Genomic DNA, 26,486 nt, shown 5'->3' on the forward strand with positions numbered 1-26,486 from the left:
GGCACACTTTGCCACAACGCGACGCTTTGCGGGACCCGCTCAGCGCGACGTTTTCACGCGGACAGCGGCACGCGCTCCGGTTCGTCTGTTTCGAACCAGGCGGGGTTACGCGCGGCGATGGGACCGAGCGACACGAGGATTTCACGCAAGTGGCTGCGCATGGCGTCTTCGGCGGCGATGGGATCGTGTGCGCGCAAGCCGGCAAGGATCTTCGCGTGTTGCCTTATCAGCAGATCGAGGGGCGACACGTCCGGCAAACTCAAATAGCGCACGCGATCCATTTGCGCCTTGATGTCCTGAATGGTTTCCCACGCGGCAGTGCAGTCTATCGCCTGCGAAATCGCGTAGTGGAATGCTTCGTCGAGCGCGAGGAACGCGGCCGTGTCATTCGATTTCGCCGCGAGCTTCTGTTCGCGCAGATTGTCGGCGAGCGCCTGCAATTGCTCATCGGTAATCGACACTGCCGCTTTGCGCACTACCGCCGTCTCGATCGCTTCGCGAATAAAGCGCCCTTCGCGCACCTGGCGCGGAGAGATGCGCTTCACGAAGGTGCCGCGTTGCGGCAAGACCTGCAGCACGCCCGCTTCGACCAGTTTGATGAATGCCTCGCGCACCGGTTGCCGCGATACCTGGAACATGTCCGACACTTCCTTCTCCGAGAGCGGCGTGCCGGGCACCATCTGGCCGACGAAAATGGCCTGTCGCAATGCGCGGAAGATCTGCTTGCCGATAGGCTCGTGCGAGTCGAACGATACGTTCTCAGTCAGATCGGGCAGTGGGACATGCACGCCAGCTTGCGCGCCCGCACGACGCCGCGCACGAGGTTCAGCGAGCGTGGCGCTCCCGGCGTTCGCTGCAATGGGCGGCTTGCTGGGGGAGAGATTCCTGGTCGACATTTTGCAAACTACGAAAGAGCATCGAGTGGATAGCTGCCTCGGCGCATCGGTGCGTAGCCGTTACTAATGCACGCTGAATGCACGCCGCGAAGCTGTGCACCATACTACCATGCACGTTCCACCGCCAGTGTGCTTGTGCGCGGCTCGCGAATCCACACGAGGGAGCACACCGCGCCGAGTACCGCGATCCCTCCCGCCAGCACGAATGCGCTGCCATACGCGCCGTGGGTCGCCTGAACGATGAAGCCAGTCACAGCCGGCCCGATCACGCCCGCAAGATTCGCCAGCAAATGCACGAAGCCGCCGACGCCGCCCACGTGTTCGCGCGGCACCGTGTCCTGAATGACGGCCCAATAAACGGCGCCCGTCACATACAGGAAGAAGATCGACACCGACATGAGCGCGACCGCGCTTTCCGTGCTGGCGACGCGGCCCGCCAATGCAACGCACACCGCCGCCGCGCCAAGACATGTCCCCAGTACGATCTTGCGCGACAGCAGCGGCTTGCCTGTCAAACGCAGAATCAGGTCGGAGATAAAGCCGCCGGCTGCAAGTCCGATGCTGCCGAGCACCCACGGAATCACGGTGGCGATGCTCATGTCATGCAGACTCAGGTGGTGCGCCTCGGTCAGATAGGTCGGGAACCACGAGAGAAAGAAAAACAGCACATAGTTGTAAGAGAAGAAGGCAAAGGCAGTTGCGAGAATAATCGGCTTGCGCAGAAAGTGGCCGAGGCCGAGCTTGGAGCCGTCGGCGGAATGCGCGAGCGCGTGTTCATCGGCCTGGCCTGCGAGAATCAATTGCATCTCATCGCTTGTGACGCGCGAATTCTGTTGCGGATGCTCGGTCGTGGTCGCGGCCCAAAAGACGAGCCATAGCAGCCCGAGCAACATGATCGCGACGAACGCCCAACGCCAGCCGAACTGAACCGCCATAAAACCCACCACCGGGCCCGCCAGCGCGCCGCCAAGCGGCGTGCCGGAACTGATCACGCCGATCGCGCTCGCTACTTCCTTGCGAGGAAACCAGTTGTTGACCATCTTGCTGTTCGACGAGCTGAACGGCCCCTCGCCCATGCCGAACAGCACACGCAACACGATCAACGAACCGATGCCGGTCGCGAGCGCGGTGGCGCCGCAGAACAAAGACCAGACGCCCATCGCAGTGCCGAACACGCGTTTCGCGCCGACCTTGTCCGACAGCACGCCGCCAACGAAATTGAACAACGCATAGCCCACGAAGAAACTGCTGAACACAACGCCCATTTGCGCGTGCGAGAAGTTCAGGTCTTTCTGGATGAGCGGCGCGGCGATAGATAGTGCCGAGCGGTCGAGATAATTGATGACGCCCGCCAGAAACAGCAGTGCGACAACAAACCAGCGTTGACTCTTTATCATGCGATGTCTCCTTCATTGCGCCTCTTGACGGGCGTTTGAAACGGCTTGTGAATGTGTTGCGCCCATCGAGGAACGTGTTTGCAACGCGCCTGCGGGCGTGCGGGTTCAGTCGAAATTCAGATGTACCTTCATGGACTGCGAGCGGTCCAGAGCGACCTCGAATGCCTGGTTCGCATCGCTCATTGCAAATGCGTGTGTCATCAGCGGGCGCAGGTCGACCTTGCCTGATGCGATTTCATCGGCGGCAATCGCATATTCGTCGGTGAAGCGAAACGAACCTTGATAGCAAAGCTCCTTCGACATCACAAGATTGGCCGCAACTGGCGACTGTCCCGCAGGCAAATTACCGACCTGGATTACCGTGCCGCCGGCACGCGCTGACCGCAAAGCCGTTTCGAGTCCCGCCGGACTGCCGGACGCCTCGATCACCACATCGAACGTGCCGCGCTGTGCGGACCACTGATCGATCGCTGCGCTGTCGGCGGCATTGACCGTCTGGTCCGCGCCGAGTTGAGCGGCAACCTGCAAGGCCCGGCTCGACAAATCCACGGCGACGACCCGATGTGCGCCGGCGCGTCGCGCGACTGAAAGCAGGATGCAGCCGATCGGGCCGCAGCCGATCAACAGCACGCTTGCGCCGACGAGCGAGCCTGCCCGTTTCACCGCGTGCAGCGCGACGGCGAGCGGCTCGGCCATCGACGCCTGCGCAAAGTCGACGCTGTCCGCCACTGGAATGCACTGGCGCGCGGCCACGACAATGTACTGGCGGAACATGCCCTGCGTGTGAGGAAACGTCGACGCGCTGCCCATGAAGCGCATGTTCAGACAATGATTAGGCATCCCTACCGTACAGTACTTGCATGTTCCGCATGCAAGCCCTGGGTTCACGGCAACGCGCTGACCTGGCACGAGGCGCGCATCGACACTCACGCCTTCACCAAGCGAATCGATTTCGCCCGCCACTTCGTGCCCCAGCACGAACGGCTCACGCACCGCGAAATCGCCGCTCTTGCCCTTGAAGTAATACGAGAGATCGGAACCGCAAATGCCGCCGGCGCGCACGCGCACTCGCACCTGACCGGGGCCCGGCTCCGGCGGATCGACCTCGTCGATGCGAATCAGTTTGGGTTCGTGAAGCACGGCTGCAAGCATGGTGGACTCCGGTATGACAGATGCGGTAACTCGATTGATTCAATTAAGCGCGGCAAAAAGCGGCGTAAATAAGACCTGAGCGGCGGCGCTCATCACTCGTTGGTCACCAGTTCCATAGCGTGCCGTCCTCGAGACGTGCAACGGGCAAATAAGCCGGGTCGTAGGGGAAACGCGCAGCGGCGGCTTCGTCGATGTCGACCCCATGGCCAGGCGCATCGCCCGGATGCATCATGCCCTGGTCGAAGCGCCATGCATGAGGGAACACTTCGAGCGCCTCTTCGGGGAAGCCCATATATTCCTGCACGCCGAAGTTCGGCACCCACAGGTCGAAATGCAGCGCCGCACCCATGCAGACCGGCGACAGATCCGACGGCCCATGACAGCCCGTGCGCACCTGGTAGAGCGAAGCAAAATCAGCAATGCGCCGAAGATGCGTAATGCCGCCCGCGTGCGTCAACGTCGCGCGGATATAGTCGATCAGTTGCTCCTCGATCAACTGCTTGCAGTCCCAGATACTGTTGAACACTTCGCCGACCGCAATGGGCGTGACCGTATGCTCACGTATCAGCCGGAAGCCGGCCTGGTTCTCGGCGGGCGTGGGGTCTTCCATCCAGAACAGACGATACGGCTCAACCGACTTACCAAGGCGCGCCGCCTCGATCGGCGTCAGGCGATGGTGCACGTCGTGCAGCAGATGTGTGTCGAAGCCGAACTTGTCGCGCACCGCTTCGAAAAGTTTCGGCACGAAGTCGAGGTACTTTTCCGACGACCAGCTTTGCTCTTCAACGGCGCCCTTCGTCGCCGGCTCGTACATGCCGCTGCCTTTCGATACGCCATATACCGAGCGCATGTTCGGCACACCGCATTGGATGCGAATCGCCTGATAGCCGGCCTCGATGTGCTCGGCGTAACGGTCGAGCGCTTCTGGAATGTCCCGACCCGTGGCGTGTCCGTACACCATCACGCCTTCGCGCGACGCCCCGCCGAGCAGCTTGTACAGCGGTATTCCCGTGACCTTGCCGAGGATGTCCCATAATGCCATGTCGACTGCCGCGATGGCCGTCATCGTGACTGGACCGCGGCGCCAATACGCGCCTTTGTACAGATACTGCCAGGTGTCTTCGATACGGCCCGCGTCGCGACCGATCAGTAGCGGACAAACGTGATCTTTCAGATACGAGGCAACCGCCAGTTCGCGACCGTTGAGCGTGGCGTCGCCGATACCGTGCACACCTTCATCGGTGACGATCTTGAGCGTGACGAAGTTGCGGCCGGGGCACGTGACAATCACATCGGCGCGAACGATTTTCATGTTTCCTTCCTTGCTTCAATCAGGTCTGGCGTGGCACCGAACGAGAGCCTGACGCTGAATTCGTGGCTACGGTGTCATGGCGCTTTCAACGAAGCATGCGACTGCATATCCGGCTTCAGCCTGCTTGCCTCGAAGCGTTTGAACGATGCTACCATACAAGTATATTGAAACGTCAAATCAGGGTTTTCCCGCTGATTGACGGCGTTTCAAGCCTGTCACGTCATCTGGACTTCACACCATGAGCACGCCAGCTTCATTGCCTCGCCTTACCCGTCATGCGTTGTCCGCCCTGAGTCAGCATTTATTGTCACCGGGGCATGCTGCGTGGCGCGAGCCGTCCATCGGCATCGTGCATCTCGGCATCGGCAATTTTCATCGCGCGCATCAGGCGCTTTATACGGAAGAAGCGATGCTCGCCGAAGGCGGCGACTGGGGCATCTGCGGCGTTACGCTGCAAGGCGACGTGGCGAAGCGCAATGCCCTGATGGAGCAGCAAGGTGTGTACAGCATTGTCGAACGTGGACCCGAGGGCGCGAAGGTGACCGTTGTGCGCGCATTGCGCGAGGTGCTCGCAATGCCGCATGACCATGACGCATTGTTCGCGCGGCTCGCTGAACCGTCCGTGCGGATCGTTTCGTTGACGGTCACGGAAAAAGGCTATTGCCGCAATGCGAAGACCGGCGACGTCGCACTCGACAATCCCGCCGTCGTACACGACCTATCGCATCCGCATGCACCGCGCAGCGTTCCTGGCATTCTGGTTGCCGCGTTGCGCCAGCGCCGCGATGCAGCGAGAGAACCCTTCACCGTGCTGTCGTGCGACAACCTCGCGCACAACGGCGCCGCTCTGCGCCAGGTGGTGTGTTCTTTCGCTCGTGAGTTCGATCCGGCACTCGCTGACTGGATCGAAGCGGAAATTGCGTTCCCGTCGACCATGGTCGACCGCATCGTGCCGGCCACGACCGACTCCGAGCACGCCACCGTCGCGGCGGCGCTCGGCTATCGTGACGCCGCGCCCGTGCCTTGCGAGCCGTTCCGGCAATGGGTGATCGAAGATCGTTTTCCCTCGGGACGTCCTGCATGGCATGCGGTGGGCGCACAACTCGTCGACGACGTCACGCCGTTCGAGCTGGCGAAGCTGCGCATGCTCAACGGCACGCATTCCACCCTCGCCTATCTGTCGATGCTTGGCGGCTTCACCACGATCGACGAGGCGATCGCCGACTCCGCCATGCGCAATCTCATCCACGCGATGATGACCGAAGAAGTCGCGCCGACGCTGAACATGCCAGCGTCGTTCGATGTCGCCAACTATCGCGATGCACTGCTCGCGCGCTATGCGAACCCGGCGCTCAAGCACCGCTGCGCGCAGATTGCGATGGACGGCAGCCAGAAGATTCCGCCGCGCCTCTTGGGCACCATTGCGGCCAGAATCGACGCGAGGCAGCCGTTCACTCGCCTCGCACTAGCGGTCGCGGGATGGATGACGTTCTTGCGCGGTTATGCAGACAACGGTTCGCGCTACGACATCAGCGACCCGCTCGCCGAAAATTTGAAGGCGCTCGCGGCATCGGCTAATGGCGATCCTCAGGCGCTGATGGATGCGCTGCTTTGCGTGCGCGAAATATTCACCGCGGAGTTGGCCGCGCAGCCCGCGTTCAGAGCGGCGCTGCTTCATGCGTTGCAGTTGCTGCAAGACAATGGCGCACGCGCAGCGGTAGCGGCGTTGCAATAACGCGCCGCATTTCGTATGTCAGTCACGCCGTGGGCTCGGCCTCATGTCACTCGGTTGCGCTTTCGCCGGCTTGCACGTGCACGACTTCGGTCTGGTCCCCCTGCTTGCGCCGGCGTGCCTCGAGCACGTCGCGATAACGCAGATATGCGCAACGTCCCCCCGATTTCGCTGCATACATCGCGGCGTCTGCGTTCAGCAGCAGTTCCTCCGCCGTGCCGCTGTCGTCGGGGAACTGGCTGATGCCGATGCTCGCGCCCACCGTCATGCCCTGGCCGTCCATCACGATCTCTTCGTTGAGCGTGGTCATGATTCGCGAGGCGATGCCCGGCGCCGCTTCTGCTGAGCGCGGCCCCTCGATCAGCACGATGAATTCATCGCCGCCGAGACGCGCGACGACATCCGCGGAATGCAGCACCTGCTTGAGCCGCAGCGCCACCGCAACAAGCACCTTATCGCCGACCGAATGGCCGAACTGGTCGTTGATCTGCTTGAAGCGGTCGAGGTCCACGAACAACACCGCGAGTCCTTCGCGGCGGCGCGTCGCATCGTCGATCGCACGCTCGAGCTTCTCCATGAACAGCATGCGGTTCGGCAGTCCGGTGAGCACGTCGTGCGTGGCGAGATGCACGAGTTCGCGCTGCTTCACATGCAACGCGTCCATCTGCGACCTGATCTCGCGGCGCAAACGATCGAAACAACGCGCGAGTATGCCGATCTCGTCCGTCCGTTTGACGGGCAATGTCTCCATAGCGTGTTCGGCGAAAAGATGCGTGGCCGCATACGCGAGGATATGCAACGGCTTGGTTAGCGCACGTGCAAAAAGAATTGCGAGAAGCAGTGCGAGCGCGCTGAAGATCAACACCATGCGAATGATGCTGCCGCCCAGCAATTGCGCGCCCGACAACACGTCTTCAAGCGGCTTGCCAAGCCCGATCACGATGAAGCGATTGCCCTCGGACGCGCCGAACGGCCTGCGCACGAAGGCGAGTACTTGCCCCTCGGCCTGACGCGGTCGCGCGAGGCCGTTCACAAGTACTTCGCTTTCCTTCTGTTCGAAAAGCGGTTTGGTGACGGCAAAGCTATCTTGCATCAGCACGCGGCGGCCGCTATCGAAACCGAACGTTTTGGACGCATCGGGATGAACCAGAAAGTCGCCCCATTCGTTGGAGAGATAGACCTGATAATCGCTTGGCAAGTCGCTCTGCAGGCGCTTGAGCAGATCGGCGAGATTGATATCGATCACGACGACGCCGATCACCGAGCCTTGCGCGTTAGCGACGGGCGTGCCGACCCGCAGCGTCGGCTTGCCCTGCGCCGCGTGCGCGCCGTATTCATGATTGACGGCAATCGGCGACGTGTAAATGCGTCCGGGCGAAAATGTGAGCGGCTCGAACACATACGGGAACTGCGCTTTCTCCTGCAGATCGCCGCCGTCCACGCGCATCAGTCCGTCGGCGTCGCGGTCAAAGCGAATGATTTCGAGGCCGTGATGCGCGCGGCTGATAAGCCGGATCTGCAGGTATTCGACGTGATGGATCATGAAGCTCGAGTACACCTGCGCGAGCCGTTCGCGCGACGCGCTCGCCGCAGATCCGTCGCCGGTCGCCAAGACCTCGGCCGACGAAGGCAAGCTCGCGAGCACCAGTGCGTCGGCGCCCACGTCGTCGATGGATGCGGAAAAACGCTGACCCAGCAATTCTGTGGACGTCAGCAAGCTGTGGCCGGCTTCCTTCACCAGCATCGCGCGGTTCGCGTGATACGCGTAATAACCGGTCGCGCCGGATGCCAGCACGCCAATGCAGGCGAGCAGAACAGACAGCTTGAAGGTGAGGCCGGGGCGGATCATCAGAAGCGCTCCGAGCGGTCACCGGAGACGATTCTGGCCCACAGGTCCTCGCGCCGTTGAATGTTTTCGACCGGACCGATCCACACGATGCGAGCGATATCGCTATGCGCAACCGGATCGGTCAATGTGTTTGCGAGTCCTTGCCGCTGCGTCAGTAACCGGCTCACCTCCGGTTCGAGCATGTAGTTGATCCATGCGAGTGCGAGCGCCGGATCGGCAGTTGCACGCGTCATCGACCAGCAATCGAGCCACGCCAGCACACCTTCGTCGGGAATGACGTAGCCCACGTCGGCGCCGGCGCGGCGCAGTAATTCCAGTTGCTGCGTGCCGTAGTTGCCGAACATCAGCGCGACGTTATGCTGGATGAAAAACGCGGTCGCCTCTTCAGGCAGCGTGTAATAGGTCAGCAGGTTGCGGCGCAGATCGACGAGCTTGTGAGCAATCGCGCGCATCTGCGTGGCGTTGAGATTGAACGGGTCGGGATAACCCAACGCGAGCGCCGTGAACGAGAAATTGTGCTGCGCACTATTGAAGTCGAGCACCTTGCCGCGGTATCGCGGGTTCCACAGTTCGCGCATCGAGCGCGGCGCGACTGCAACCTGCTTGCGGTCGTAAATGAGGCCCATCGACGAATAGGTAAACGGAATCGCATAGACCTTGCCGTCCGACATGATTCCTTCAATCGCCGAGCGCGCCTGAAAACGCGGCAGTTGTCTTGCGGCATTGGGCAGACTTTGCAGATCCAGCGGCGCCAGCAGATTGGCGCGGGTATAGCGCTGGATTTCCGCGGTGTTCGCCGCGAGCACGTCGAAGCGCGGCGCGTTCCTGGCATGTAGCTGGGCCCATAGCGCTTCGTCGGAATCCACGAGCGTCACTTCCACCTTCACGTCGTAACGCAACTCGAAGTTCCTCACGACGTCGGCATCGGCGTAACCGGGCCACGCAAGCACATGCAAGACTTTTTTCGCGACCTCGGCCGACGCGCTCGATAGCAGCCCGAAACTGAGAAACACGCCGACAACGAGTCGCAAGAAAACCGCGCACCCGCTACGCGCTAATGGCGCACGCGAGGACGCAAGCGCAATTTGCCGCTGACCGTGCTGCTTAAAACAGCGCACTCCATCTGCCGTCGAAATCATGTGCATATGCAACACCGTTTTGCGGAAGGCAGTTCCCGCGAGCAGAAGCCCGCGTAAATGACTCGCGAATCAATACTGGAGACGTTTCCTCTGACCAGAACTGTTCTGTGCGCTGCGTGGAAGCGCGAGGAGCAACGATGATAGCGCCAAGCAATATGTTTTTGGTTTCATTACCGCGTCAATGCCTGGAAATAACTGACCCTCGGCGGGACACGACGGGCATTCATCACGTGATAACGGCAGGCGCTTAACGTTCTTTAATTAATTCGACGAATTAAATGGAGACGTGATTGCTAAATCTTTTTAACGATTCGCATTACGACCGGGTTACTACGTTATTACGACATGCGCAGAGAGCGGGCGATTCGATGCGGCTCGCATCGTCGTGCGACCATGTTCTCCACCGGGCGCCTCTACTGCCAAGGCATCGCTCATGCGCCATCCGGTATTTCACTAACTACCCAACATTTTTGAACTGATAAGCTTGGCGCGCGCTGCTGGCCGCCCCGGCCGGCAGCTTCAACCCAGGCCCGGTCGTGAGTCGCGCCGGGTTTCCCGTAGCGGCACAACCGCGTGCGGGAGTATTTGAACTACACCGAGGAGTAAAACAGTGAAAAAACTGCTAGCGGCTTTGACGGTTGCTCTGCTTGCCACCGTCTCGATTGGCGCCCACGCTAAAGATTGGTCCACCATCCGTTTTGGCGTCGATGCCAGCTATCCCCCGTTCGAGTCCAAAGGCTCCGACGGCAAGCTCGTTGGCTTCGACATCGACCTCGGCAATGAAATCTGCGCGCGCCTGAAGGCCAAATGCGTGTGGGTCGAAAACGACTTCGACGGCATGATCCCGGCCCTGAAGGCTAAGAAGTTCGACGGCGTGCTGTCGTCGATGTCCATGACGCCGCAACGTGCCGAACAGGTCGCGTTCTCGTCGAAGCTGTTCAATACGCCGACGCGCCTCGTCGCAAAGAAGGGTTCGGGCATCCTGCCGACGGCTGAATCGCTGAAGGGCAAGACGGTCGGCGTCGAACAGGGCACGATCCAGGAAACCTACGCAAAGACGTACTGGGAACCGAAGGGTGCGAAGGTCGTGCCGTATCAGAACCAGGACCAGGTGTATGCCGACTTGCTGTCGGGCCGTCTGGACGCAGCGCTGCAAGATGCGGTGCAAGCTGAAATCGGCTTCCTGAAGACGCCGCGCGGCGCCGGCTTCGACTTCGTCGGCAAGAACCTCGACGATCCGAAGATTCTCGGCAACGGTGCGGGCATCGGCATGCGCAAGGAAGATACGGATCTGAAGGCGAAGGTCGACAAGGCGATCGCCGACATCATCAAGGACGGCACGTACAAGAAGCTCGAGAAGAAGTACTTCGACTTCGACGTGTACGGCAGCTAATACGCCGGCTTGTGTCAGCCAGGGCCGCCACGCGCGTCTAGCGGCGCGCTGAACGGCTCGCCGAAACGGGCCCCGCCATGCGCGGGGCCCGTTTCGTTTTTGAAGCGGCACGACCACGCACCGCGCCGTATCGGCTAAGATCGTGCGATCGATATGGCGCCGGGCGATTGTGAACGACTGGCGTCATCCAGGCTTTTCCCCTCAAATCAACGAGATAGCGGCGCGCCGCACTTTCCCGCGAATTCGACAACCATGCAAACTCAATCCCATCCGCTGATTGCCCCGACGCTCGGTACCGCCCGCAACCTGACCAGTTTCCATTACGGTCCCGGCGGCGGACAGAAGATCTACATTCAGTCGTCGCTGCATGCCGACGAATTGCCGGGCATGCTCGTCTCGTGGGAACTTCGTCGCAAGCTTGCCGCGCTCGAAGCAGCCGGCAAGCTGCGCGGCGAAGTGGTCATCGTGCCGGTGGCGAATCCCATCGGCCTGAACCAGCACTTTCTCGGTCACCTGACCGGACGCTTCGAAACCAACACCGCGCAGAACTTCAACCGCAATTTCCACGATCTGTCGGCACTCGTCGCGCCGGTGATCGAAGGGCGCCTCACGGATAACATCGACGCCAATCGCACGGCGATCCGCACCGCGATGCGCGAGGCGCTCGACGCGCAGACGCCGGCCACCGAACTCGAATCGCAACGTCTCGCGCTCCAAAAACTTTCGTACGACGCCGACGTCGTGCTCGATCTGCATTGCGACTGGGAAGCCGCCATGCACCTGTACACGAACCCTGACCTGTGGCCCGAAGTCGAGCCGCTTGCGCGTTATCTCGACGCAAAGGCGTCGCTGCTTGCGCTCAATTCGGTGGGCAATCCGTTCGATGAAATTCACAGCTTCTGCTGGTCAGACTTGCGCGGCCGTTTCGGCGAGCGTTTTCCGATTCCGAATGGCTCGATTTCGGTCACGATCGAATTGCGCGGGCAGCAAGAAGTGTCTTACGAGTATGCGGAGCGCGACGCGCAGGCGATCGTCGAATATCTGACCTCGCGTGGCGTCATCGAAGGCACGGCCGCGCCGCTGCCGCCGCTCGAATTTGCTGCCACGCCGCTTGCCGGCGCCGAGCCGATTGTCGCGCCGATCAGCGGCGTGCTGGTGTATCGCTGCGAAGTGGGCACCTGGGTCGACGTCGGCCATGAAATCGCGGACATCGTCGATCCGTTGACGGATCGCGTCGTTACGCTCAAAAGCAACGTTGCCGGCGTGCTGTATGCGCGGCATCTGACGCGTTTCGCCACGGCCGGCCTCGAATTCGCGCGCATTGCCGGCGCGACCGCGTTTCGAAGCGGCTCGCTGTTGAGCAACTGATTCGCGGCCTTGACGCTAAAGCCCTTTAAAACGCGGGGATGATCGCGCCTTTGAACTGCGTGTCGATGTACTTGCGCACTTCATCGGATTCGTAAGCCGCGACCAGTTTCTTCACCCAAGGCTGATTGCGGTCCTTCTCGCGCACCGCGATGAGGTTTGCGTAAGGCCCCTTGAGGTCTTCGATCGCAATCGCGTCTTTGGTGGGCTGCAAGCCCGCCTTCACTGCATAGTCGGTATTGATCGACGCCGCGTCGAGGTCATCAAGCGCGCGCGGCAATTGCGCGGCGTCGAGTTCCACGAGCCGGATTTTCTTGTGATTCTCAGCCACGTCGAGCGGAGTCGCATTGACGCCGTTCGTCCCGACGCCCGGCTTCAGCTTGATGACACCGTACTTCTGGAGCAGGAGCAACGCGCGGTTGCCATTGGACGGATCGTTCTGAATGCCCACCTTCGCCCCTTCTGGCAAGTCCTTCAGCGACTTGAACTTCTTCGAATAAAAGCCCATTGGCGATACATACGTCAGCCCGACATTCGCGATCTTGTAGCCGCGCTGTTTGATCTGGCTATCGAGAAACGGCTGGTGTTGAAAACCGTTGGCGTCGAGATCTCCGGCGTCTAGTGCTGCATTCGGCTGCACGTAGTCGTTGAACTCGATCACTTTGACGTTGAGCCCCTCGCGCGCCGCCACTTTCGTCACGACCGACCAGATCTGCGCATCGGGTCCGCTCATCGTGCCGACCTTAAGCTGCGGGCCGTCTGCATGCGCAAACGTTGTCGTGAGCGAGAGAGCGGCGACACTGGCCAGCGCGAGCAGAGTTCTGATGATATTGCGGCGTTGCATGCGTTTCCCCATAAGCGGTTTGATTGACAGGCGCGCATCGTCGCATGCAGCGGCGGCCGCCTGAAACCAATCGTTTTTCACACGCTTATATGAGCGGGCGCGAAGAAGCTTATGCGCGAGATCGCCATTGACTGTCGCTTGCGCGCGACAGATTTCAAAATCAATGCGCCTGTCACATACCTTACTCAGCGTTCCCTTAAATTTCGGCCCGTCGCACGACCTTGCCGAAGAGCATCGCATTGCGATCGCTTAATTTTTAATCGGAGAACATTTTGAACAAAAAACTATTGACCGCCGCTACCCTCGCAGTCTTCGCCAGCGCCGCACACGCACAAAGCAGCGTCACGCTGTATGGCGTGATCGATGCCGGCATCAGCTATGTGAACAACTCGAAGACCGCCACCGGTCACGACAATCTCTTCAAATATGACGACGGCGTCGCGCAAGGCAGCCGTTGGGGCCTGCGCGGCACCGAAGATCTGGGTGGCGGCCTGAAGGCGCTGTTCGTGCTGGAAAACGGCTTCAACAGCGGTAACGGCACGCTCGGCCAGGGCGGCGCGTTGTTCGGCCGCCAGGCGTATGTCGGTCTGTCGCAGAACAATGTCGGCTCGCTGACGTTCGGCCGCCAGTACTCGTTCTCGACCGACTATCTCGGCGGCAGCTACTCGACCGGCGGTCAAACGGTCGCGGGCAACTACGCTTACCACATCAACGACGTCGATCAGTTGACGTCGAGCCGTATCAACAACTCGGTCAAGTTCAGCAGCGCGAATTTCTCGGGTCTGACCTTCGGCGCGATGTACGGCTTCTCGAACCAGGCTGGCGCATTCGCCGGCGCGCCCGCAACGGGCACGGCCGCAGCACCGGTCGCGGGTTCGTCGCGCGCTTACAGCTTCGGCCTGAACTACGCTAACGGTCCGTTCGGCGTGGGCGCGGCATACACGGATATCCGCTACCCGAGCCAGGCAACGCCGGCATTCTCGACGACCATCGCGAACGTGACGACGGGCAACATCCGCGATCTGCGCACGTTCGGCGTGGGCGGCCGCTACACGATCGCCGCAGCGACGCTGTGGGCGTTGTACACGAACACGCGCCTCGAGACGGTCACGGGCGGTGCGACGACTTTCGCCGCGTATGAAGCGGGCGCGAAGTACGCGTTCACGCCGGCACTGACGGCAGGCGCGGGCTACACGTACATGCACCTGAGCAACGCGAACCGCGGCCACTGGAACCAGGTCGACCTGAGCGTCGACTATGCGTTGAGCAAGCGTACCGACGTGTACGCACTCGGCATCTATCAGATCGCAGCGGGCCGCAATGGCACGCAGGATCTGCAGGCGCAGATCGGTTCGAGCACGAGCTACTTCAACACGTCGGGCACGGGTGCGGACAACCAGTTGGCATTCCGCGTGGGCGTGCGTCACAAGTTCTAAAGCGCAATCGCGCCGGCGCAGACCTTAGCGCCTCGCCGGCGCTATATGTTGAAACGCCGCTGCTTTCGAACCGCGTCAAGTTTGTAGCGGAGTCGATTGCCCGGCGTTGCAGCTGGACATTGCGCAATCACGCAGTTATTCCCCTCGGTAAGACGCTGGCGCCGCTGGCGTCTTATTGCTTTCGCCTACTCCCTTCGCAGCGAAGCCCACCGATATCGATTCGTTCAGCCGCATCCGCACGCCCGTCATTTCAAGAATACTTGAATTATTGAATCGACAGTCCTATCATGCTGCGATGGACTCGAACCTCGTTGTACGCGCGCTTGGCGCGCTGGCTCATGAATCGCGACTCGCCATTTTCCGAGCGCTGGTTGTAGCAGGTCCCGAGGGCATGGCCGCAGGGGACATCGCGCAGCAGGTCGGACTGTCACCGTCGAGCCTGTCATTCCATCTGAAGGACCTTTCGCACGCCGGGCTGGTTACAGGTCAGCAGGAAGGGCGCTTTATCTACTACTCGGCCAACTTCGACGCGATGAGCGGACTCGTCGGTTTTCTCACCGAGAACTGTTGTGCGGGTGCGGGCTGTGGAGTTGGAGCCGCGCCGCACTGTAAAGGAGCGGCGACATGAACGTTGCCAACGTTGCCAACTTCGCCATCTTGCCGCAAGGCATCCAGGCTGGAATCGACCACCTCGGTATTCAGGTCGAGACTGATCAACAAATTTCGCCAGCAAATGCGACTCCATGTTGCACCTCAGCAGTCGCCACTATTCCATTGCGGATTCACCCATGAGCAGTCTCGAGCAAACGGCTCGTCATTCGCAGGCGCCTCGTATCGGTTTCTTCGAGCGGTATCTGACGGTGTGGGTCGCGCTTTGCATCGTTACAGGTATCGCGCTCGGGCATTGGCTGCCGATGGTGTTTCAGGCAATAGCCCGCATGGAAGTGGCGCACGTCAACATTCCCGTCGGCGTGCTGATCTGGGTCATGATCGTGCCGATGCTCATCAAGATCGACTTCGGTGCGATGGCGCAGGTGAAGGAGCACTGGCGCGGCATCGGTGTCACGCTGTTCGTCAACTGGCTTGTGAAGCCATTGTCGATGGCGCTGCTCGGCTGGATCTTCGTGCGCCATGTCTTTGCCGCATGGTTGCCGTCGGGCCAGCTGGACAGCTACATCGCAGGGCTTATCCTGCTCGCCGCTGCGCCGTGTACGGCGATGGTGTTTGTCTGGTCACAGCTTTGCAAGGGCGATCCGTACTTCACGCTATCGCAGGTCGCACTGAACGACGCCATCATGATCGTCGCTTTTGCACCGATCGTTGCACTGCTGCTCGGCCTGTCCGCGATCGCGGTCCCCTGGGACACGCTTATCGCTTCAGTAGGGCTTTACATCATCATCCCTGTTGTCATTGCGCAGATCGTGCGTCGCCGGCTGCTTCGGTATGGCGACGCGCGCTTTCAACGCATGGTCGCCCGAGTAGGCCCCTATTCGATTTGCGCGCTGCTCGCCACGCTCGTGCTGTTATTCGCGTTCCAAGGGCAGGCGATTGTGAGCGAGCCGCTGGTGATCGCGATGCTGGCCGTACCGATTCTGATCCAGGTGTTGCTGAACTCCGGCCTCGCCTATCTGCTCAACCGCAAGCTCGGTGTCGCGCACTGCGTGGCCGGCCCGTCGAGCCTGATCGGTGCAAGCAACTTCTTCGAACTCGCAGTGGCAACCGCCATCAGCGTGTTTGGGTTCCAGTCGGGCGCAGCACTCGCCACCGTAGTCGGTGTACTCATCGAAGTGCCGGTCATGTTGCTGGTCGTCGGCGTCGTCAACCGGACGCAACATTGGTATGAAACCCGAACATATTGAGGACAAACGATGCGCGTGACCATCTATCACAACCCCGACTGCGGCACGTCTCGCAACGTGCTCGCGCTGCTGCGCGAAGCCGGTGAAAACCCGCTCGTGATCGAGTATCTGCAAGATCCGCCCGATCGTGCAACGCTCGAACGCCTGATAGCCGACAGCGGAATGGCGGTCCGGGACATGCTGCGCAAGAAGGGCACGCCGTACAAGGAACTCGGACTCGACGATCCGGCAGTGAGCGACGCTGAACTGATCGACGCAATGCTCGCCCATCCGATACTGATCAACCGGCCGCTAGTCGTGACGCCGCGAGGCACACGCCTGTGCCGCCCTTCCGATGCAGCGGCCAGCCTCCTTGCAAGCATGCCCGAACGCGAAATTCTGAAGGAAGAAGGTGCGCCTTTTATCGTGGCCCGGCGCATCGCAGGTGACAACGCTGAGTTTGTGCAGGCACTGCGCGATGCGAAACTTCCCATTAACGATCTGAGCGGGTCTGGCCGCTCGTTCTTCGCCTTCTCCACGCTGGCAGGTTGCCATCTTGGCTATGGCGGATTCGAGCAATACGGGCGCGATGTATTGATCCGGTCACTTGTCGTGGCGCCTGAGCAGCGGGGCAAAGGCATTGGCCGTAACGTGCTCGCCGTTTTGTTGCGCGAAGCTTTCGATGCGGGCGCCCGCACCGGGTGGCTGCTCACCACGAATGAATCGGCGTTCTTCGAGAAGTCTGGCTTCAGGCCGGTCAGCCGCGACGCGGCCCCGGCATCGATCCTCGCCACACGTCAGGCTACCGACTTGTGTCCGTCGAGCGCCGTCCTGCTTTCGCGTGCCATCACCCTTTAAGCGCCACAGCCAATGCCGACCGATCTACCGAACATCAGCCCTCTTCATCTCGACATACCCGATCTTACGAAGCTCGAACCACGCGCGGTATCGCAACACCCGCCGCGCATTCTTCTTCTATACGGCTCGCTCAGGCCAACGTCGTACAGCAGATTGCTGACGCTGGAAGCAGAGCGGATTCTTCAGCAGTTCGGCGCAGAGACAAAGGTGTTCGATCCGCACGGTCTTCCGCTTGCCGATAGCGTCCCGCCGGACCATCCGAAGGTCGCGGAACTGCGCGCGCTATCGATATGGTCCGAGGGACAGGTGTGGTGCAGCCCGGAGCGTCATGGCGCACTAACAGGCGTTTTCAAGAATCAGATCGACTGGTTGCCGCTCGATTCCGGCAGCATCCGTCCCACGCAAGGGCGCACGCTGGCAGTCATGCAAGTGTCCGGCGGCTCGCAGTCGTTCAATGCAGTCAACGCGCTGCGCGTACTGGGCCGCTGGATGCGCATGGTGACGATCCCGAACCAGAGTTCGGTCGCCAAGGCATTTCAGGAGTTCGACGAGAACGGACGGATGAAGCCGTCCTCGTACTACGATCGGGTGGTCGATGTCATGGAAGAACTCCTCAAGTTCACGCTGCTCGTACGCGACCGTTCCGATTACCTGACCGACCGCTACAGCGAGCGCAAGGAGCGGGCACCGGCAAACGTAACGGCGCTCGCGAGTGCCGCCATGAGTCACGAACAGAATGCTCAAATTGCCGACACGGACGAAAGCGAGGTTGAGTAACGCTCGCTGCCATCGGAGTGAATGGCCATAGCGCGTCCCAGTTCGCCTCGCATCGACGCATCGTTAAACAGCGGGTGCGCGTCTCGCGGAGCGTTGCGGCAAAAGCACGATACAGGCGACGATAAACACAAGCAGAATAGCCGACGCGTATAAGCGGCTGATGTGCAACCCGCCGTCCGCAACAGGCTTGTCGAGCAGATCCCCAAGCGTCGCGCCGAGGGGACGCGTCAGAATGAACGCTGCCCAGAAAAGCGCCGTGCGAGACACGCGCGACCAGAAATACAGGGCGGCCACCACGAGCAAGCCCGCGCCGAAGATCATTGCTCCATATTCGTAACCCACACCGAGTCCGCCGCGATCTTCGCCCGCGACCCAGTCTCCAAGAGCGGTGCCGAGCGTTTGCGAGAACAGGATGGTGACCCAGTAAAACCACTCCGCTTTAGCCGTGACGATACTTTCGACTGACACCGTGCCTTGCGAGCGATACCAGGCCGCGAGGCTCGCCGCTAGCAGTGCGACGACTAACGCGACGCCTCCGGGATAACCGATACCGAGCGATCTATCCGCGAAGTCGGCCATTGTCGTGCCAAGCGTCGTGGTCGCGATGATGGTCGCCCAATAAAGGAACGGATGGAAGTCGCGCGCCTTGATCTGCGCGGAAACGAGCGCGACGAAGAATACGAGGAAGATCGCCGAGCCAATCAGGTAACCGAGGTTCAGCGACATCGACACCCAGTCCCCGCCCGTTTCACCCAGCGTGGTGGCCGCGACCTTGATTACCCAGAAGCCCAACGTCACTTGCGGCACTTTGCTGACGGCCTCGTCAGCGAAGTTCATGGCGCTGTCTTTCATCAGTCACTCCTTTCCTAGTAGGTGCATGAACACGCCAATTTAAACGCCTGAGGTTAACGCTTGCTTAAGCGTGGCGCAGTTATTGACATTCGCAGCCGGGAATAAGTTACCCGCTACACCGGTTAACCGATGCAGAGCACGTCAAAACGAACTCAAACCGGGTTCGGTCGATACGCTCTTACATCCAGGAGCACTGCCATGAAACGCACGTATGCAGACCGCGCAGTATCGCGCTCATTCATCATGATGGTGGAGAGCACCGCGCTGATGATCACATCGACATGGGCGCACGCACAAGCATCGCCCTCCCCCGGCTCGCATGAACTTACGCGTGCTGAAGTCATGCATGAACTCGAAGAACTCGAAGCCGTCGGATATAACCCGTCTGTAGGCGACGATCCCAACTACCCGGCTGACATTCAGGAAGCAGAACGAAAAGTTGCCGCGATGCATGCGGCCCAGCAGAACGCGTCCGTCGACAGGCAACCGGCAATGCAGTCAATGCCGGCGATGCCGATGCAGTGAAAAGAACAGTCGCCGATCTAACCCACGCTACGAGAGAACCTATGCGCCAACCTTGTAAGGCCGCGTCATCAACTCGAGAAAGTGACCATCGAGGTCGTCGAAATAAAGTCCGCGGCCACCGTTGTGCGTGTACGTTTCCCTAGCGCGCCGCTTGCCGGGATCGGCCCAGTATTCGAGGCCTCGCTCGCGTATACGCGCGAACGCCCGCTCGAATTCTTCTTCGCTGATTAGAAATGCGTAGTGCTGCATGGCGATCGGATCATCGCTTTCATAGAAATCAAGCGACACGTCATTGGCCATTTGCACGACCAGCATTTCCCCGAACGGAATCGGAGCCGGAAGGCCGAGAATGTCCCCCAGAAACTGGGTCGACGCCTGCTTGTCCCGGCACCAGACAATAGTATGGTTTAGCTGCACGCTCATGCTGCGCCTCCATCCAGTAGGTACGCATTGAATCAATATAGTCGAAGCCTCATTAACCAACCGCTCCGTCCTGCAAGTCGTGGGCTATGAAGTCGACAAACGCGCGAATGCGGTTCGACATCTGATGCCGCTGCGAGTACACGGCGAAGATATCCGCGTTCGGCGTCTCGTGATCGGGCAGCACCACAACGAGCGAGCCATCGGCCAGATACTGTTTGATGTCCCACTCAGCACGCAGCAGAATGCCGTGCCCTTCGAGCGCCCACTTCACCGCGATCTCGCCGTCGTTGGTGGTCAGCGTGCCCTTGATCCGCACCGCTTCCGTCTTGCGCGACGCACCCTTGCCCGACGTCAGTCGCCACACGCCATACGCTTCGTCGCCCTGGCGAATGCCGATACAGTTGTGCCGCGTGAGATCGTGCGGCGTCATCGGCAAGCCGTGCGAGGCGATATACGAAGGGGCCGCGCACAGCAGACGCCGGTTGCCTGCAAGGCGGCGCGCGACCACCCGCGTATCGGGCGGCTCGCCAAAGCGGATACAGACGTCGAATGTATCGTCTGTGAGCGGCGGCGGCGTGACCGACAGCTGAAGCTGCACCGACACCTGCGGGTACTTCGCGACAAAACGCGAGATAGCAGGCGCCACGTGGCTGCGCCCGAACCCGAGCGTCGCATTGACGCGCAGCAGCCCTTTCGGACTCTTCTTCGCCGAACCGAGCATCTCCGCGAGTTCGTCAATCTCGTCGAGAATCCTGCGCGCATGCTGCAAGTACAACTCGCCTTCAGGCGTAAGCATCATCCGGCGAGTGGTGCGATTGACGAGCGCCACGCCGGCGCGGCTCTCCATCTGCGTGAGCCGCTTGCTCACGGCCGCCGCGGTCAGCCCCAGCTCACGTGCCGCCGCGCTCAGGCTGCCGGACGCGGCGAGCGTAGAGAAAAAGCTCAAATCGGCCGGCTGGACGGTGTCGCGCATCAGCGTCACTTGTGAATGAAAGTTAAAGATGCTTTGAGTCTAGCACCGGTTTTTGTGTCCAGATATCGATAGAGTCACTCACATCTACAACATCTGAAGGACCGGAGACATGCAAACCTATCGCATCGCAACCATTCCCGGCGACGGCATCGGCAAGGAAGTCGTGCCGGCAGGCGCGCAAGTCCTCGAAGCGCTTGCCAGAACCACCAAGTCGTTCGCGTTCGAATTCGAGAACTTCGACTGGGGCGGCGACTATTACCGCAAGCATGGCGTGATGATGCCGGCAGATGGACTCGACGCGATTCGCGGCAAGGACGCTATCCTGTTCGGCTCCGCGGGCGATCCGGACATTGCGGACCACATTACGCTGTGGGGACTTCGTCTGAAGATCTGCCAGGGCTTCGACCAGTACGCAAACGTGCGCCCGACTCGCATCCTGCCCGGCATCGACGCACCGTTGAAACGTTGCAAGCCCGAAGACCTGAACTGGGTGATCGTGCGCGAGAACTCGGAAGGCGAATATTCCGGCGTGGGCGGCCGGGTTCATCAGGGTCACCCGATTGAAGCTGCCACCGACGTGTCGATCATGACGCGTGCCGGCGTCGAGCGCATCATGCGTTTCGCTTTCCGCCTCGCGCAGTCGCGTCCGCGCAAACTGCTGACGGTGATTACGAAAAGCAACGCTCAACGTCACGCAATGGTGATGTGGGACGAAATCGCGCTACAGGTCTCGAAGGAATTCCCCGACGTCACATGGGACAAGGAACTGGTGGATGCGTCGACCGCCCGCATGATCAATCGTCCGGCGAGCCTCGATACGATCGTCGCCACCAATCTGCACGCGGACATTCTCAGCGATCTCGCCGCCGCTCTCGCCGGCAGCCTCGGCATTGCGCCGACCGGCAACATCGACCCGGAACGCCGCTTTCCGTCGATGTTCGAACCCATCCACGGCTCCGCGTTCGACATCATGGGCAAGGGTCTCGCGAATCCGGTCGGCACCTTCTGGTCGGTCGTGATGCTGCTGGAACACCTCGGCGAACAGGATGCCGCAACCCGCGTGATGCAGGCAGTGGAAGCCGTCACCGCCGACAAGTCGCTGCATACCGGCGACCTCGGCGGCACGGCGACTACCGCGCAGGTAACCGCTGCCGTCTGCGCGTTCATCGAGGGAGCTGCGGCGCCCGCTGCCGACGCCGCGTAAGCCTGGATCACGCGACACCAGTTCGCGCCGCAACAAGCGCCTCATAAGCGCCCCACAAGCGCCCCAGAACAGCCGCCCAACAGCCGCATCCGACGGCTGCGGCGCGCGCGGCACTGCGCTGCGTTCGCAAGCGAGCACAGCCCACGCCTCCAAGGAGGAGACAATGATGACCGACCTCGAAAGCCGGGTGTCCCGCAAGCTCATGCTGCGGATCATCCCGTTTGTAATGCTGCTGTACTTCGTGAGTTTTCTGGACCGCGTCAACGTGGGTTTTGCCGCGTTGACCATGAACAAGGCCATCGGTCTTTCACCGACTGCATTCGGATTCGGCGGCGGCCTTTTCTTCATCGGCTACTTTCTGTTCGAGGTTCCGTCGAACCTGATTCTTCACAAGGTCGGCGCGCGCCGGTGGATTGCGCGCGTAATGGTGTCCTGGGGCATCGTCTCGCTGGCTTCCGCATTCGTCGTCGGGCCCAACAGCTTCTATGCGCTGCGCTTTCTGCTCGGCGTGGCCGAAGCGGGCTTCTTTCCCGGCATCATCCTGTATCTGAGCTTGTGGTTCCCGACGCGTCAGCGCGCGGTCGCCGCCGCATGGTTCATGGCGGCCGCGCCGATTTCCACCGCCATCGGCTCGCCGATTTCCGGCGCGATCATGAAGCTTCCATCGATAGCCGGTTTCGCGGACTGGCAAATGCTCTACATCCTGGAAGCGCTGCCCGCCGTCGTCCTCGGCTTCTTCGTGCTGAAGTATCTGACCGACACGCCGTCGAAGGCGCAATGGCTTGCGCCGGAAGAGCGCGACTGGCTGATCGCGAAACTGAAGACGGAAGCCGACGCGCGCCAGTCGCACGCGGGCCACACGGCCGGTGCGATGAGAGCACTGCGCGATCCACGCGTTCTCGCTCTGGCGCTGATCTACTTCGGGACCTCGGCAGGTTTGTACACGCTCGGCTTATGGGCGCCGCTGATCATCAAGCAGTACGGTTTCGGCTCGTTCGAAACGGGCCTGCTCGCCGGCATCCCCAGCATCGCCGCCGTGGTCGCAATGATCCTGTGGGCGAGGCATTCGGACCGTACAGAAGAGCGCACCTGGCACGTCGTCATTCCGTGCGCGCTGGCCTGCCTTGGCTTTGTGTTCGCAGGTAACGCCTCAACAGCATTGATGATCGTGCTCGCCCTCGTCATCGTGAACGTCGGCATCAGTGCGGCCAAGGCGCCGCTGTGGGCAATGCCGAGCATGTTCCTGTCGGGCGCAGGCGCGGCCGCGGGAATCGCAATGATCAACTCGATCGGCAATCTCGGCGGATTCGTCGGTCCGTTCGCGATCGGGTGGCTCAAGAACGTGACGGGTGGTTACTCGGCGGGGCTTTATGTGGTCGGCGCAACGCTGGCTCTGTCCGCTGTCGTCACGCTGATGCTGAGCCGGCAGTCGAAGCAGACACCGGTGGCGGCCGGCGAGCGCCACGGCCACTGACGGTATACGGTCGTCTGGGAACAGGATTCTCCGTCGTGACATCCAACGTCGTATGCAACGAAACGTTGGTTGAACGGGAGAATCCGCATGAAACTGATCCACCTTCACTGGCTTGGCGCGCTGGCGCTCGTCAGCCTCGCTAGCTGGGCTCGAGGCGCCGCTCCGACCGATCCGCAGATCGCGGCGATCGTCGTCACGGCCAATCAGGTCGATATCGACGCCGGCAAGCTCGCCGAGTCGCGCTCGAAGTCGAGCGACGTCAAGGCGTTCGCGCAACAGATGGTCACCGATCACAGCGCGGTCAATCAATCAGCCAGCGATCTCGTACACAAACTGAATGTGACGCCCGAGGACAACGGCACGAGCCAAAGCCTGAAGCAAGGCGGCGATGCAAACCTCGCGGCTCTGAAGAAGCTGAAAGGCTCGGCCTTCGATCGCGCGTACATCGATCATGAAGTGACTTACCATGAAAACGTGCTCGCTGCGCTCGATAAAACGCTGATTCCAAATGCGAAGAACGAGGAGCTGAAAGCGCTGCTCGTAAAGGTCCGGCCCGCCTTCGTCGCGCATCTGGAACATGCGAAGCATCTGCAGGCGTCGCTGGAGAAAAGCAGTGGTTAAGCGGCGGTGTGCGCCCAGCGCCGCCGTTCGGGGATGTACGGCGCTCGCTTGTGCGATGCTGGCATTGCTTGCGTCAAACGCGATTGCGGCGCCGAAGACATATGTGGTCGCGATTGAGAACATGCAATTCAATCCGCCGGATTTGACCGTGAAGCGAGGAGACCGCGTTGTATGGATCAACAAGGACATCTTTCCCCATACCGCGACCGCCGAGACTCGTGCATTCGATTCCCGCAGCATTGCCGCGAGCGCCTCATGGTCGTACGAGCCGGGCAAGGCCGGCACGTTTCCCTACGGATGCACGTTTCACCCGACCATGCACGGTGCACTGACCGTTCGATGAGAGGCTGCTCGCAATGACCGAGACAGCCACTGTGCCGTCGATGTCCGGCGCCGACGACGACCTCGCGATCGTACGGCGCATCGTCGCTGGGGATCGGCCCGCATTCGAGTTGTTGATGCGCCGCCATAATCGGCGGCTTTACCGGCTCGCGCGCGCCACGCTGCGCGACGACGCTGAAGCCGAAGACGCCCTGCAGGACGCGTACCTCCGCGCGTATCGTTCGCTGAGTCAGTTTCGCGGCGACTCCGCGTTGTCGACCTGGCTTTCGCGCCTCGTGCTCAACGAATGCTACGGCCGGCTGCGCCGTCATGCGCGCCGCGAGAATGTCTTTCCGATAGTCAGTTCGAACACTGCCGACCTCGATCTCGAAGCCATGCATCCGTCCGACTCCGAATCCCCCGACCGCGCAGTGGCGCGCGCGGAGATGCGTGCGCTGATCGAGCGCAAGCTCGACGAGCTGCCAGAATCGTTCCGCACGGTATTCGTCCTCCGTTCAGTGGAAGAGCTGAGCGTCGAGGAAACCGCGCAATGCCTCGACATTGCCGAAGCCACCGTGCGTAGCCGGCATTTCCGCGCGAAAAGCCTGCTGCGCGAATCACTGGCGCAAGACATCGACCTCGCAGGGAGCGAACTGTTCGGGTTCGCCGGCGCGCGTTGCGACAGGATCGTCGCGAATGTGATGTCGCGAATAGACACGCGCGGCGAAAGCAGTTGGACCGACTAATGCGACGCAAGCGCAGCAAGCGACGCCGGCAGACATAACGCCATGTCATGGCCGCTCCAACAATTGCGGCGTTGCCCCGGTCAAATTGACTCACTATATTTCCATTCAAGCCAGCGCTATTTGCCCCTCCGGCAGCAAGCCGCAGGCGCATTCGCGCCGACCTGGATGATGTCTTTCGCTTCAACCGTATCGAGGAGAAGTCGTGATAAGCATGCCAAGGTTGCGCCCGTTTGCCATGACTCTTGTGTTGAGCGCAATGAGCATGGCGCCTGCTCTCGCCGCAGGAAAAATCACCTTCGTGTCGCAAGGCGGCACGTATCAGGAAGCCCAGACCAAAGCGATTCTCGACCCCGCGGCGAAGGAACTGGGCATCACCATCAACCAGGACAGCATTCCCGACGCGTGGCCGCAGATCAAGGCCCAGGCCGCTACCGGCAAGCCGATCTGGGACGTAGTGGATACGCCCACCTCCAACTGTCTGCGCGGCGGCCGCGAGGGGCTGCTCGAGAAGCTCGACTTCTCGAAGATCCCCAACGCTGCCGCAATGCCGGAAAAGTACCGCACGCCGTACTCGGTCGCGTATGAGTTCTATTCGACTGTGATCGGCTACAACAAGAAAACGCTGAAAAAGGCACCGCAAAGCTGGGCCGACTTCTGGAACGTGAAAGCGTTCCCCGGCACGCGAGCCTTGCGCAACGATCCGCAAACGGTACTGGAAGCCGCCCTGCTCGCCGACGGCGTGCCGCGCGACAAGCTGTATCCGCTCGACGTCGACCGCGCGTTCAAGAAGCTGCAACAGATCAAGCCCGACATCACCGTGTGGTGGACTTCGGGTGGCCAGTCCGCGCAATTGCTGCACGACGGCGAGGTGGACATGACGATGATCTGGAACGGCCGCGCGAGCGCGGTGCGCAAGGACAACCCCGATGTCGATTTCACATTCAACGACGGCATTCTGCAAAACACACAGTTGTGCGTGCTGAAGAATGCGCCGAATCTGACCGACGCCATGCGCTTCCTCAACGCTGCAATGTCGCCCGAGTTGCAGGCCAACCTGCCGCTTTACATCGACTACGGTCCAGGGAACCCCGCGGCGTTCAAGACCGGCAAGATCACGGCCAAGCGTGCAAGCGAATTGCCAAGCTCGCCTGAGAACGCCGCGAAGCAGGCACTGATGTCTGAAGATTGGTGGGCGTCGGATGCAGGCATCCAGGCAAAAGCGCGGTGGCTGAAGTTCATGCAATAGCCGCCGCACTCCTCGCCATACGATTGAAGCGCCCGCGCGAACACGGTTCATCGCGGGCGTTTTGTATCTTGCGGCGCTCATTGCATCCAACGCATTCATCGCATGGATCGCAC

Annotated in this window: 26 protein-coding genes; 16 read left to right on the forward strand and 10 right to left on the reverse strand. The window is 60.9% G+C overall.

Translation table 11 applies throughout. The features are described from left to right. Nucleotides 1–53: 53 nt before the first annotated feature. From BCA01S_RS06125 to manD, 4 genes are all read right to left on the reverse strand, one after another. Complete coding sequence (locus BCA01S_RS06125; RefSeq protein ID WP_027776168.1) at nt 54–896, reverse strand: GntR family transcriptional regulator; 843 nt, start codon at nt 894–896, stop codon at nt 54–56. Between the two features lie 104 nt (nt 897–1,000). Continuing rightward, nucleotides 1,001–2,293, reverse strand: a complete 1,293-nt coding sequence (locus BCA01S_RS06130; protein ID WP_027776169.1) for an MFS transporter — start codon at nt 2,291–2,293, stop codon at nt 1,001–1,003. 105 nt (nt 2,294–2,398) lie between these two features. Then, nucleotides 2,399–3,445 carry an L-idonate 5-dehydrogenase gene (locus BCA01S_RS06135; RefSeq protein ID WP_027776170.1) on the reverse strand — a complete coding sequence of 349 codons (1,047 nt, stop codon included), beginning with the start codon at nt 3,443–3,445 and terminating at the stop codon, nt 2,399–2,401. A 103-nt stretch (nt 3,446–3,548) separates the two neighbouring features. Then, nucleotides 3,549–4,757: a D-mannonate dehydratase ManD gene (gene manD / locus BCA01S_RS06140; protein WP_027776171.1), complete on the reverse strand. Its 1,209-nt coding sequence runs from the start codon at nt 4,755–4,757 to the stop codon at nt 3,549–3,551. 238 nt (nt 4,758–4,995) lie between these two features. On the opposite strand from manD, the gene BCA01S_RS06145 reads away from it, so the two are divergent. Next, nucleotides 4,996–6,492 carry a mannitol dehydrogenase family protein gene (locus tag BCA01S_RS06145; protein WP_027776172.1) on the forward strand — a complete coding sequence of 499 codons (1,497 nt, stop codon included), beginning with the start codon at nt 4,996–4,998 and terminating at the stop codon, nt 6,490–6,492. Between the two features lie 46 nt (nt 6,493–6,538). Here BCA01S_RS06145 and BCA01S_RS06150 read toward each other — a convergent pair whose 3' ends face one another. Beyond that, a complete protein-coding gene (locus tag BCA01S_RS06150) occupies nt 6,539–8,338 on the reverse strand; it encodes a diguanylate cyclase domain-containing protein (RefSeq protein WP_027776173.1) in 1,800 nt (599 codons plus the stop codon). Continuing rightward, nucleotides 8,338–9,483, reverse strand: coding sequence for an extracellular solute-binding protein (locus BCA01S_RS06155; protein ID WP_027776174.1), 1,146 nt, complete (start codon nt 9,481–9,483; stop codon nt 8,338–8,340). The genes BCA01S_RS06150 and BCA01S_RS06155 overlap by 1 nt, the downstream gene beginning before the upstream one ends. 604 nt (nt 9,484–10,087) lie before the next feature. Here BCA01S_RS06155 and BCA01S_RS06160 point away from each other — a divergent pair. Together BCA01S_RS06160 and BCA01S_RS06165 are read left to right on the forward strand one after the other, a co-directional pair. Beyond that, complete coding sequence (locus BCA01S_RS06160) at nt 10,088–10,870, forward strand: ABC transporter substrate-binding protein (protein ID WP_020066551.1); 783 nt, start codon at nt 10,088–10,090, stop codon at nt 10,868–10,870. A 252-nt stretch (nt 10,871–11,122) separates the two neighbouring features. Next, nucleotides 11,123–12,238, forward strand: a complete 1,116-nt coding sequence (locus BCA01S_RS06165) for a succinylglutamate desuccinylase/aspartoacylase family protein (RefSeq protein WP_027776175.1) — start codon at nt 11,123–11,125, stop codon at nt 12,236–12,238. Nucleotides 12,239–12,263: 25 nt separating this feature from the next. Here the strand turns inward: BCA01S_RS06165 and BCA01S_RS06170 are convergent, their stop codons facing one another. Beyond that, nucleotides 12,264–13,079: a MetQ/NlpA family ABC transporter substrate-binding protein gene (locus BCA01S_RS06170; RefSeq protein ID WP_042318147.1), complete on the reverse strand. Its 816-nt coding sequence runs from the start codon at nt 13,077–13,079 to the stop codon at nt 12,264–12,266. Between the two features lie 272 nt (nt 13,080–13,351). Between BCA01S_RS06170 and BCA01S_RS06175 the strand changes: the two genes are divergently transcribed. From BCA01S_RS06175 to arsH, 6 genes are all read left to right on the forward strand, one after another. Further along, entirely contained in the window at nt 13,352–14,515 is a 1,164-nt protein-coding gene (locus tag BCA01S_RS06175; RefSeq protein WP_020066554.1) for a porin, read from the forward strand. A 295-nt stretch (nt 14,516–14,810) separates the two neighbouring features. Beyond that, entirely contained in the window at nt 14,811–15,143 is a 333-nt protein-coding gene (locus BCA01S_RS06180) for an ArsR/SmtB family transcription factor (protein WP_027776177.1), read from the forward strand. Further along, nucleotides 15,140–15,307: a hypothetical protein gene (locus BCA01S_RS37895; RefSeq protein WP_156955030.1), complete on the forward strand. Its 168-nt coding sequence runs from the start codon at nt 15,140–15,142 to the stop codon at nt 15,305–15,307. The genes BCA01S_RS06180 and BCA01S_RS37895 overlap by 4 nt, the downstream gene beginning before the upstream one ends. Further along, nucleotides 15,304–16,374, forward strand: a complete 1,071-nt coding sequence (gene arsB / locus BCA01S_RS06190; protein ID WP_027776178.1) for an ACR3 family arsenite efflux transporter — start codon at nt 15,304–15,306, stop codon at nt 16,372–16,374. Before BCA01S_RS37895 ends, arsB begins: the two co-directional genes overlap by 4 nt. A gap of 9 nt (nt 16,375–16,383) precedes the next feature. Beyond that, on the forward strand, nt 16,384–17,211 hold the full coding sequence (gene arsC, locus BCA01S_RS36940) for an arsenate reductase (glutaredoxin) (RefSeq protein ID WP_084166792.1): 828 nt from the start codon (nt 16,384–16,386) through the stop codon (nt 17,209–17,211). A gap of 12 nt (nt 17,212–17,223) precedes the next feature. Next, nucleotides 17,224–17,988: an arsenical resistance protein ArsH gene (gene arsH / locus BCA01S_RS06205; RefSeq protein WP_027776179.1), complete on the forward strand. Its 765-nt coding sequence runs from the start codon at nt 17,224–17,226 to the stop codon at nt 17,986–17,988. A 63-nt stretch (nt 17,989–18,051) separates the two neighbouring features. Here the strand turns inward: arsH and BCA01S_RS06210 are convergent, their stop codons facing one another. Beyond that, entirely contained in the window at nt 18,052–18,840 is a 789-nt protein-coding gene (locus BCA01S_RS06210) for a COG4705 family protein (protein ID WP_027776180.1), read from the reverse strand. Between the two features lie 198 nt (nt 18,841–19,038). On the opposite strand from BCA01S_RS06210, the gene BCA01S_RS06215 reads away from it, so the two are divergent. Next, nucleotides 19,039–19,365 (forward strand): DUF4148 domain-containing protein, encoded by a 327-nt coding sequence (locus BCA01S_RS06215; RefSeq protein WP_027776181.1) that lies wholly within the window; start codon nt 19,039–19,041, stop codon nt 19,363–19,365. Nucleotides 19,366–19,404: 39 nt separating this feature from the next. Here BCA01S_RS06215 and BCA01S_RS06220 read toward each other — a convergent pair whose 3' ends face one another. Both BCA01S_RS06220 and BCA01S_RS06225 read right to left on the reverse strand, forming a co-directional pair. Further along, entirely contained in the window at nt 19,405–19,788 is a 384-nt protein-coding gene (locus BCA01S_RS06220; protein WP_027776182.1) for a VOC family protein, read from the reverse strand. A 52-nt stretch (nt 19,789–19,840) separates the two neighbouring features. Then, the gene (locus tag BCA01S_RS06225) at nt 19,841–20,761 is read right to left on the reverse strand and encodes a LysR family transcriptional regulator (protein WP_027776183.1); all 921 of its coding nucleotides are present in this window, start codon (nt 20,759–20,761) and stop codon (nt 19,841–19,843) included. 109 nt (nt 20,762–20,870) lie between these two features. On the opposite strand from BCA01S_RS06225, the gene BCA01S_RS06230 reads away from it, so the two are divergent. The 6 genes from BCA01S_RS06230 to BCA01S_RS06255 all read left to right on the forward strand — a co-directional run bounded on the left by BCA01S_RS06230 (nt 20,871) and on the right by BCA01S_RS06255 (nt 26,373). Further along, nucleotides 20,871–21,965 carry a tartrate dehydrogenase gene (locus BCA01S_RS06230; protein WP_027776184.1) on the forward strand — a complete coding sequence of 365 codons (1,095 nt, stop codon included), beginning with the start codon at nt 20,871–20,873 and terminating at the stop codon, nt 21,963–21,965. Nucleotides 21,966–22,128: 163 nt separating this feature from the next. Next, nucleotides 22,129–23,439 (forward strand): MFS transporter, encoded by a 1,311-nt coding sequence (locus tag BCA01S_RS06235; RefSeq protein WP_027776185.1) that lies wholly within the window; start codon nt 22,129–22,131, stop codon nt 23,437–23,439. An 87-nt stretch (nt 23,440–23,526) separates the two neighbouring features. Further along, a complete protein-coding gene (locus tag BCA01S_RS06240; protein ID WP_027776186.1) occupies nt 23,527–24,060 on the forward strand; it encodes a DUF4142 domain-containing protein in 534 nt (177 codons plus the stop codon). After that, nucleotides 24,053–24,403, forward strand: coding sequence for a cupredoxin domain-containing protein (locus tag BCA01S_RS06245; protein ID WP_027776187.1), 351 nt, complete (start codon nt 24,053–24,055; stop codon nt 24,401–24,403). The genes BCA01S_RS06240 and BCA01S_RS06245 overlap by 8 nt, the downstream gene beginning before the upstream one ends. A 13-nt stretch (nt 24,404–24,416) precedes the next feature. Further along, nucleotides 24,417–25,127: an RNA polymerase sigma factor gene (locus BCA01S_RS06250; RefSeq protein ID WP_027776188.1), complete on the forward strand. Its 711-nt coding sequence runs from the start codon at nt 24,417–24,419 to the stop codon at nt 25,125–25,127. Nucleotides 25,128–25,362: 235 nt separating this feature from the next. After that, a complete protein-coding gene (locus tag BCA01S_RS06255) occupies nt 25,363–26,373 on the forward strand; it encodes an ABC transporter substrate-binding protein (RefSeq protein ID WP_042318028.1) in 1,011 nt (336 codons plus the stop codon). Nucleotides 26,374–26,486 lie beyond the last annotated feature (113 nt).

It is taken from the genome of Paraburkholderia caledonica NBRC 102488, from assembly GCF_000685095.1.
Taxonomy (GTDB): domain Bacteria; phylum Pseudomonadota; class Gammaproteobacteria; order Burkholderiales; family Burkholderiaceae; genus Paraburkholderia; species Paraburkholderia caledonica.

Coding starts and splice junctions, on each gene's coding strand:
- BCA01S_RS06150 (WP_027776173.1), bottom strand. CDS start 8,338: ATGATCCGCCCCGGCCTCACCTTCAAGCTGTCTGTTCTGCTCGCCTGC.
- arsB (WP_027776178.1), top strand. CDS start 15,304: ATGAGCAGTCTCGAGCAAACGGCTCGTCATTCGCAGGCGCCTCGTATC.
- arsH (WP_027776179.1), top strand. CDS start 17,224: ATGCCGACCGATCTACCGAACATCAGCCCTCTTCATCTCGACATACCC.
- BCA01S_RS06250 (WP_027776188.1), top strand. CDS start 24,417: ATGACCGAGACAGCCACTGTGCCGTCGATGTCCGGCGCCGACGACGAC.
- BCA01S_RS06215 (WP_027776181.1), top strand. CDS start 19,039: ATGAAACGCACGTATGCAGACCGCGCAGTATCGCGCTCATTCATCATG.
- BCA01S_RS06135 (WP_027776170.1), bottom strand. CDS start 3,445: ATGCTTGCAGCCGTGCTTCACGAACCCAAACTGATTCGCATCGACGAG.
- BCA01S_RS06130 (WP_027776169.1), bottom strand. CDS start 2,293: ATGATAAAGAGTCAACGCTGGTTTGTTGTCGCACTGCTGTTTCTGGCG.
- BCA01S_RS06170 (WP_042318147.1), bottom strand. CDS start 13,079: ATGCAACGCCGCAATATCATCAGAACTCTGCTCGCGCTGGCCAGTGTC.
- BCA01S_RS06180 (WP_027776177.1), top strand. CDS start 14,811: ATGGACTCGAACCTCGTTGTACGCGCGCTTGGCGCGCTGGCTCATGAA.
- BCA01S_RS06210 (WP_027776180.1), bottom strand. CDS start 18,840: ATGAAAGACAGCGCCATGAACTTCGCTGACGAGGCCGTCAGCAAAGTG.
- BCA01S_RS06240 (WP_027776186.1), top strand. CDS start 23,527: ATGAAACTGATCCACCTTCACTGGCTTGGCGCGCTGGCGCTCGTCAGC.
- BCA01S_RS06235 (WP_027776185.1), top strand. CDS start 22,129: ATGATGACCGACCTCGAAAGCCGGGTGTCCCGCAAGCTCATGCTGCGG.
- BCA01S_RS06165 (WP_027776175.1), top strand. CDS start 11,123: ATGCAAACTCAATCCCATCCGCTGATTGCCCCGACGCTCGGTACCGCC.
- BCA01S_RS06155 (WP_027776174.1), bottom strand. CDS start 9,483: ATGCACATGATTTCGACGGCAGATGGAGTGCGCTGTTTTAAGCAGCAC.
- BCA01S_RS06220 (WP_027776182.1), bottom strand. CDS start 19,788: ATGAGCGTGCAGCTAAACCATACTATTGTCTGGTGCCGGGACAAGCAG.
- arsC (WP_084166792.1), top strand. CDS start 16,384: ATGCGCGTGACCATCTATCACAACCCCGACTGCGGCACGTCTCGCAAC.
- BCA01S_RS06255 (WP_042318028.1), top strand. CDS start 25,363: ATGACTCTTGTGTTGAGCGCAATGAGCATGGCGCCTGCTCTCGCCGCA.
- BCA01S_RS06125 (WP_027776168.1), bottom strand. CDS start 896: ATGTCGACCAGGAATCTCTCCCCCAGCAAGCCGCCCATTGCAGCGAAC.
- manD (WP_027776171.1), bottom strand. CDS start 4,757: ATGAAAATCGTTCGCGCCGATGTGATTGTCACGTGCCCCGGCCGCAAC.
- BCA01S_RS37895 (WP_156955030.1), top strand. CDS start 15,140: ATGAACGTTGCCAACGTTGCCAACTTCGCCATCTTGCCGCAAGGCATC.
- BCA01S_RS06225 (WP_027776183.1), bottom strand. CDS start 20,761: ATGCGCGACACCGTCCAGCCGGCCGATTTGAGCTTTTTCTCTACGCTC.
- BCA01S_RS06145 (WP_027776172.1), top strand. CDS start 4,996: ATGAGCACGCCAGCTTCATTGCCTCGCCTTACCCGTCATGCGTTGTCC.
- BCA01S_RS06230 (WP_027776184.1), top strand. CDS start 20,871: ATGCAAACCTATCGCATCGCAACCATTCCCGGCGACGGCATCGGCAAG.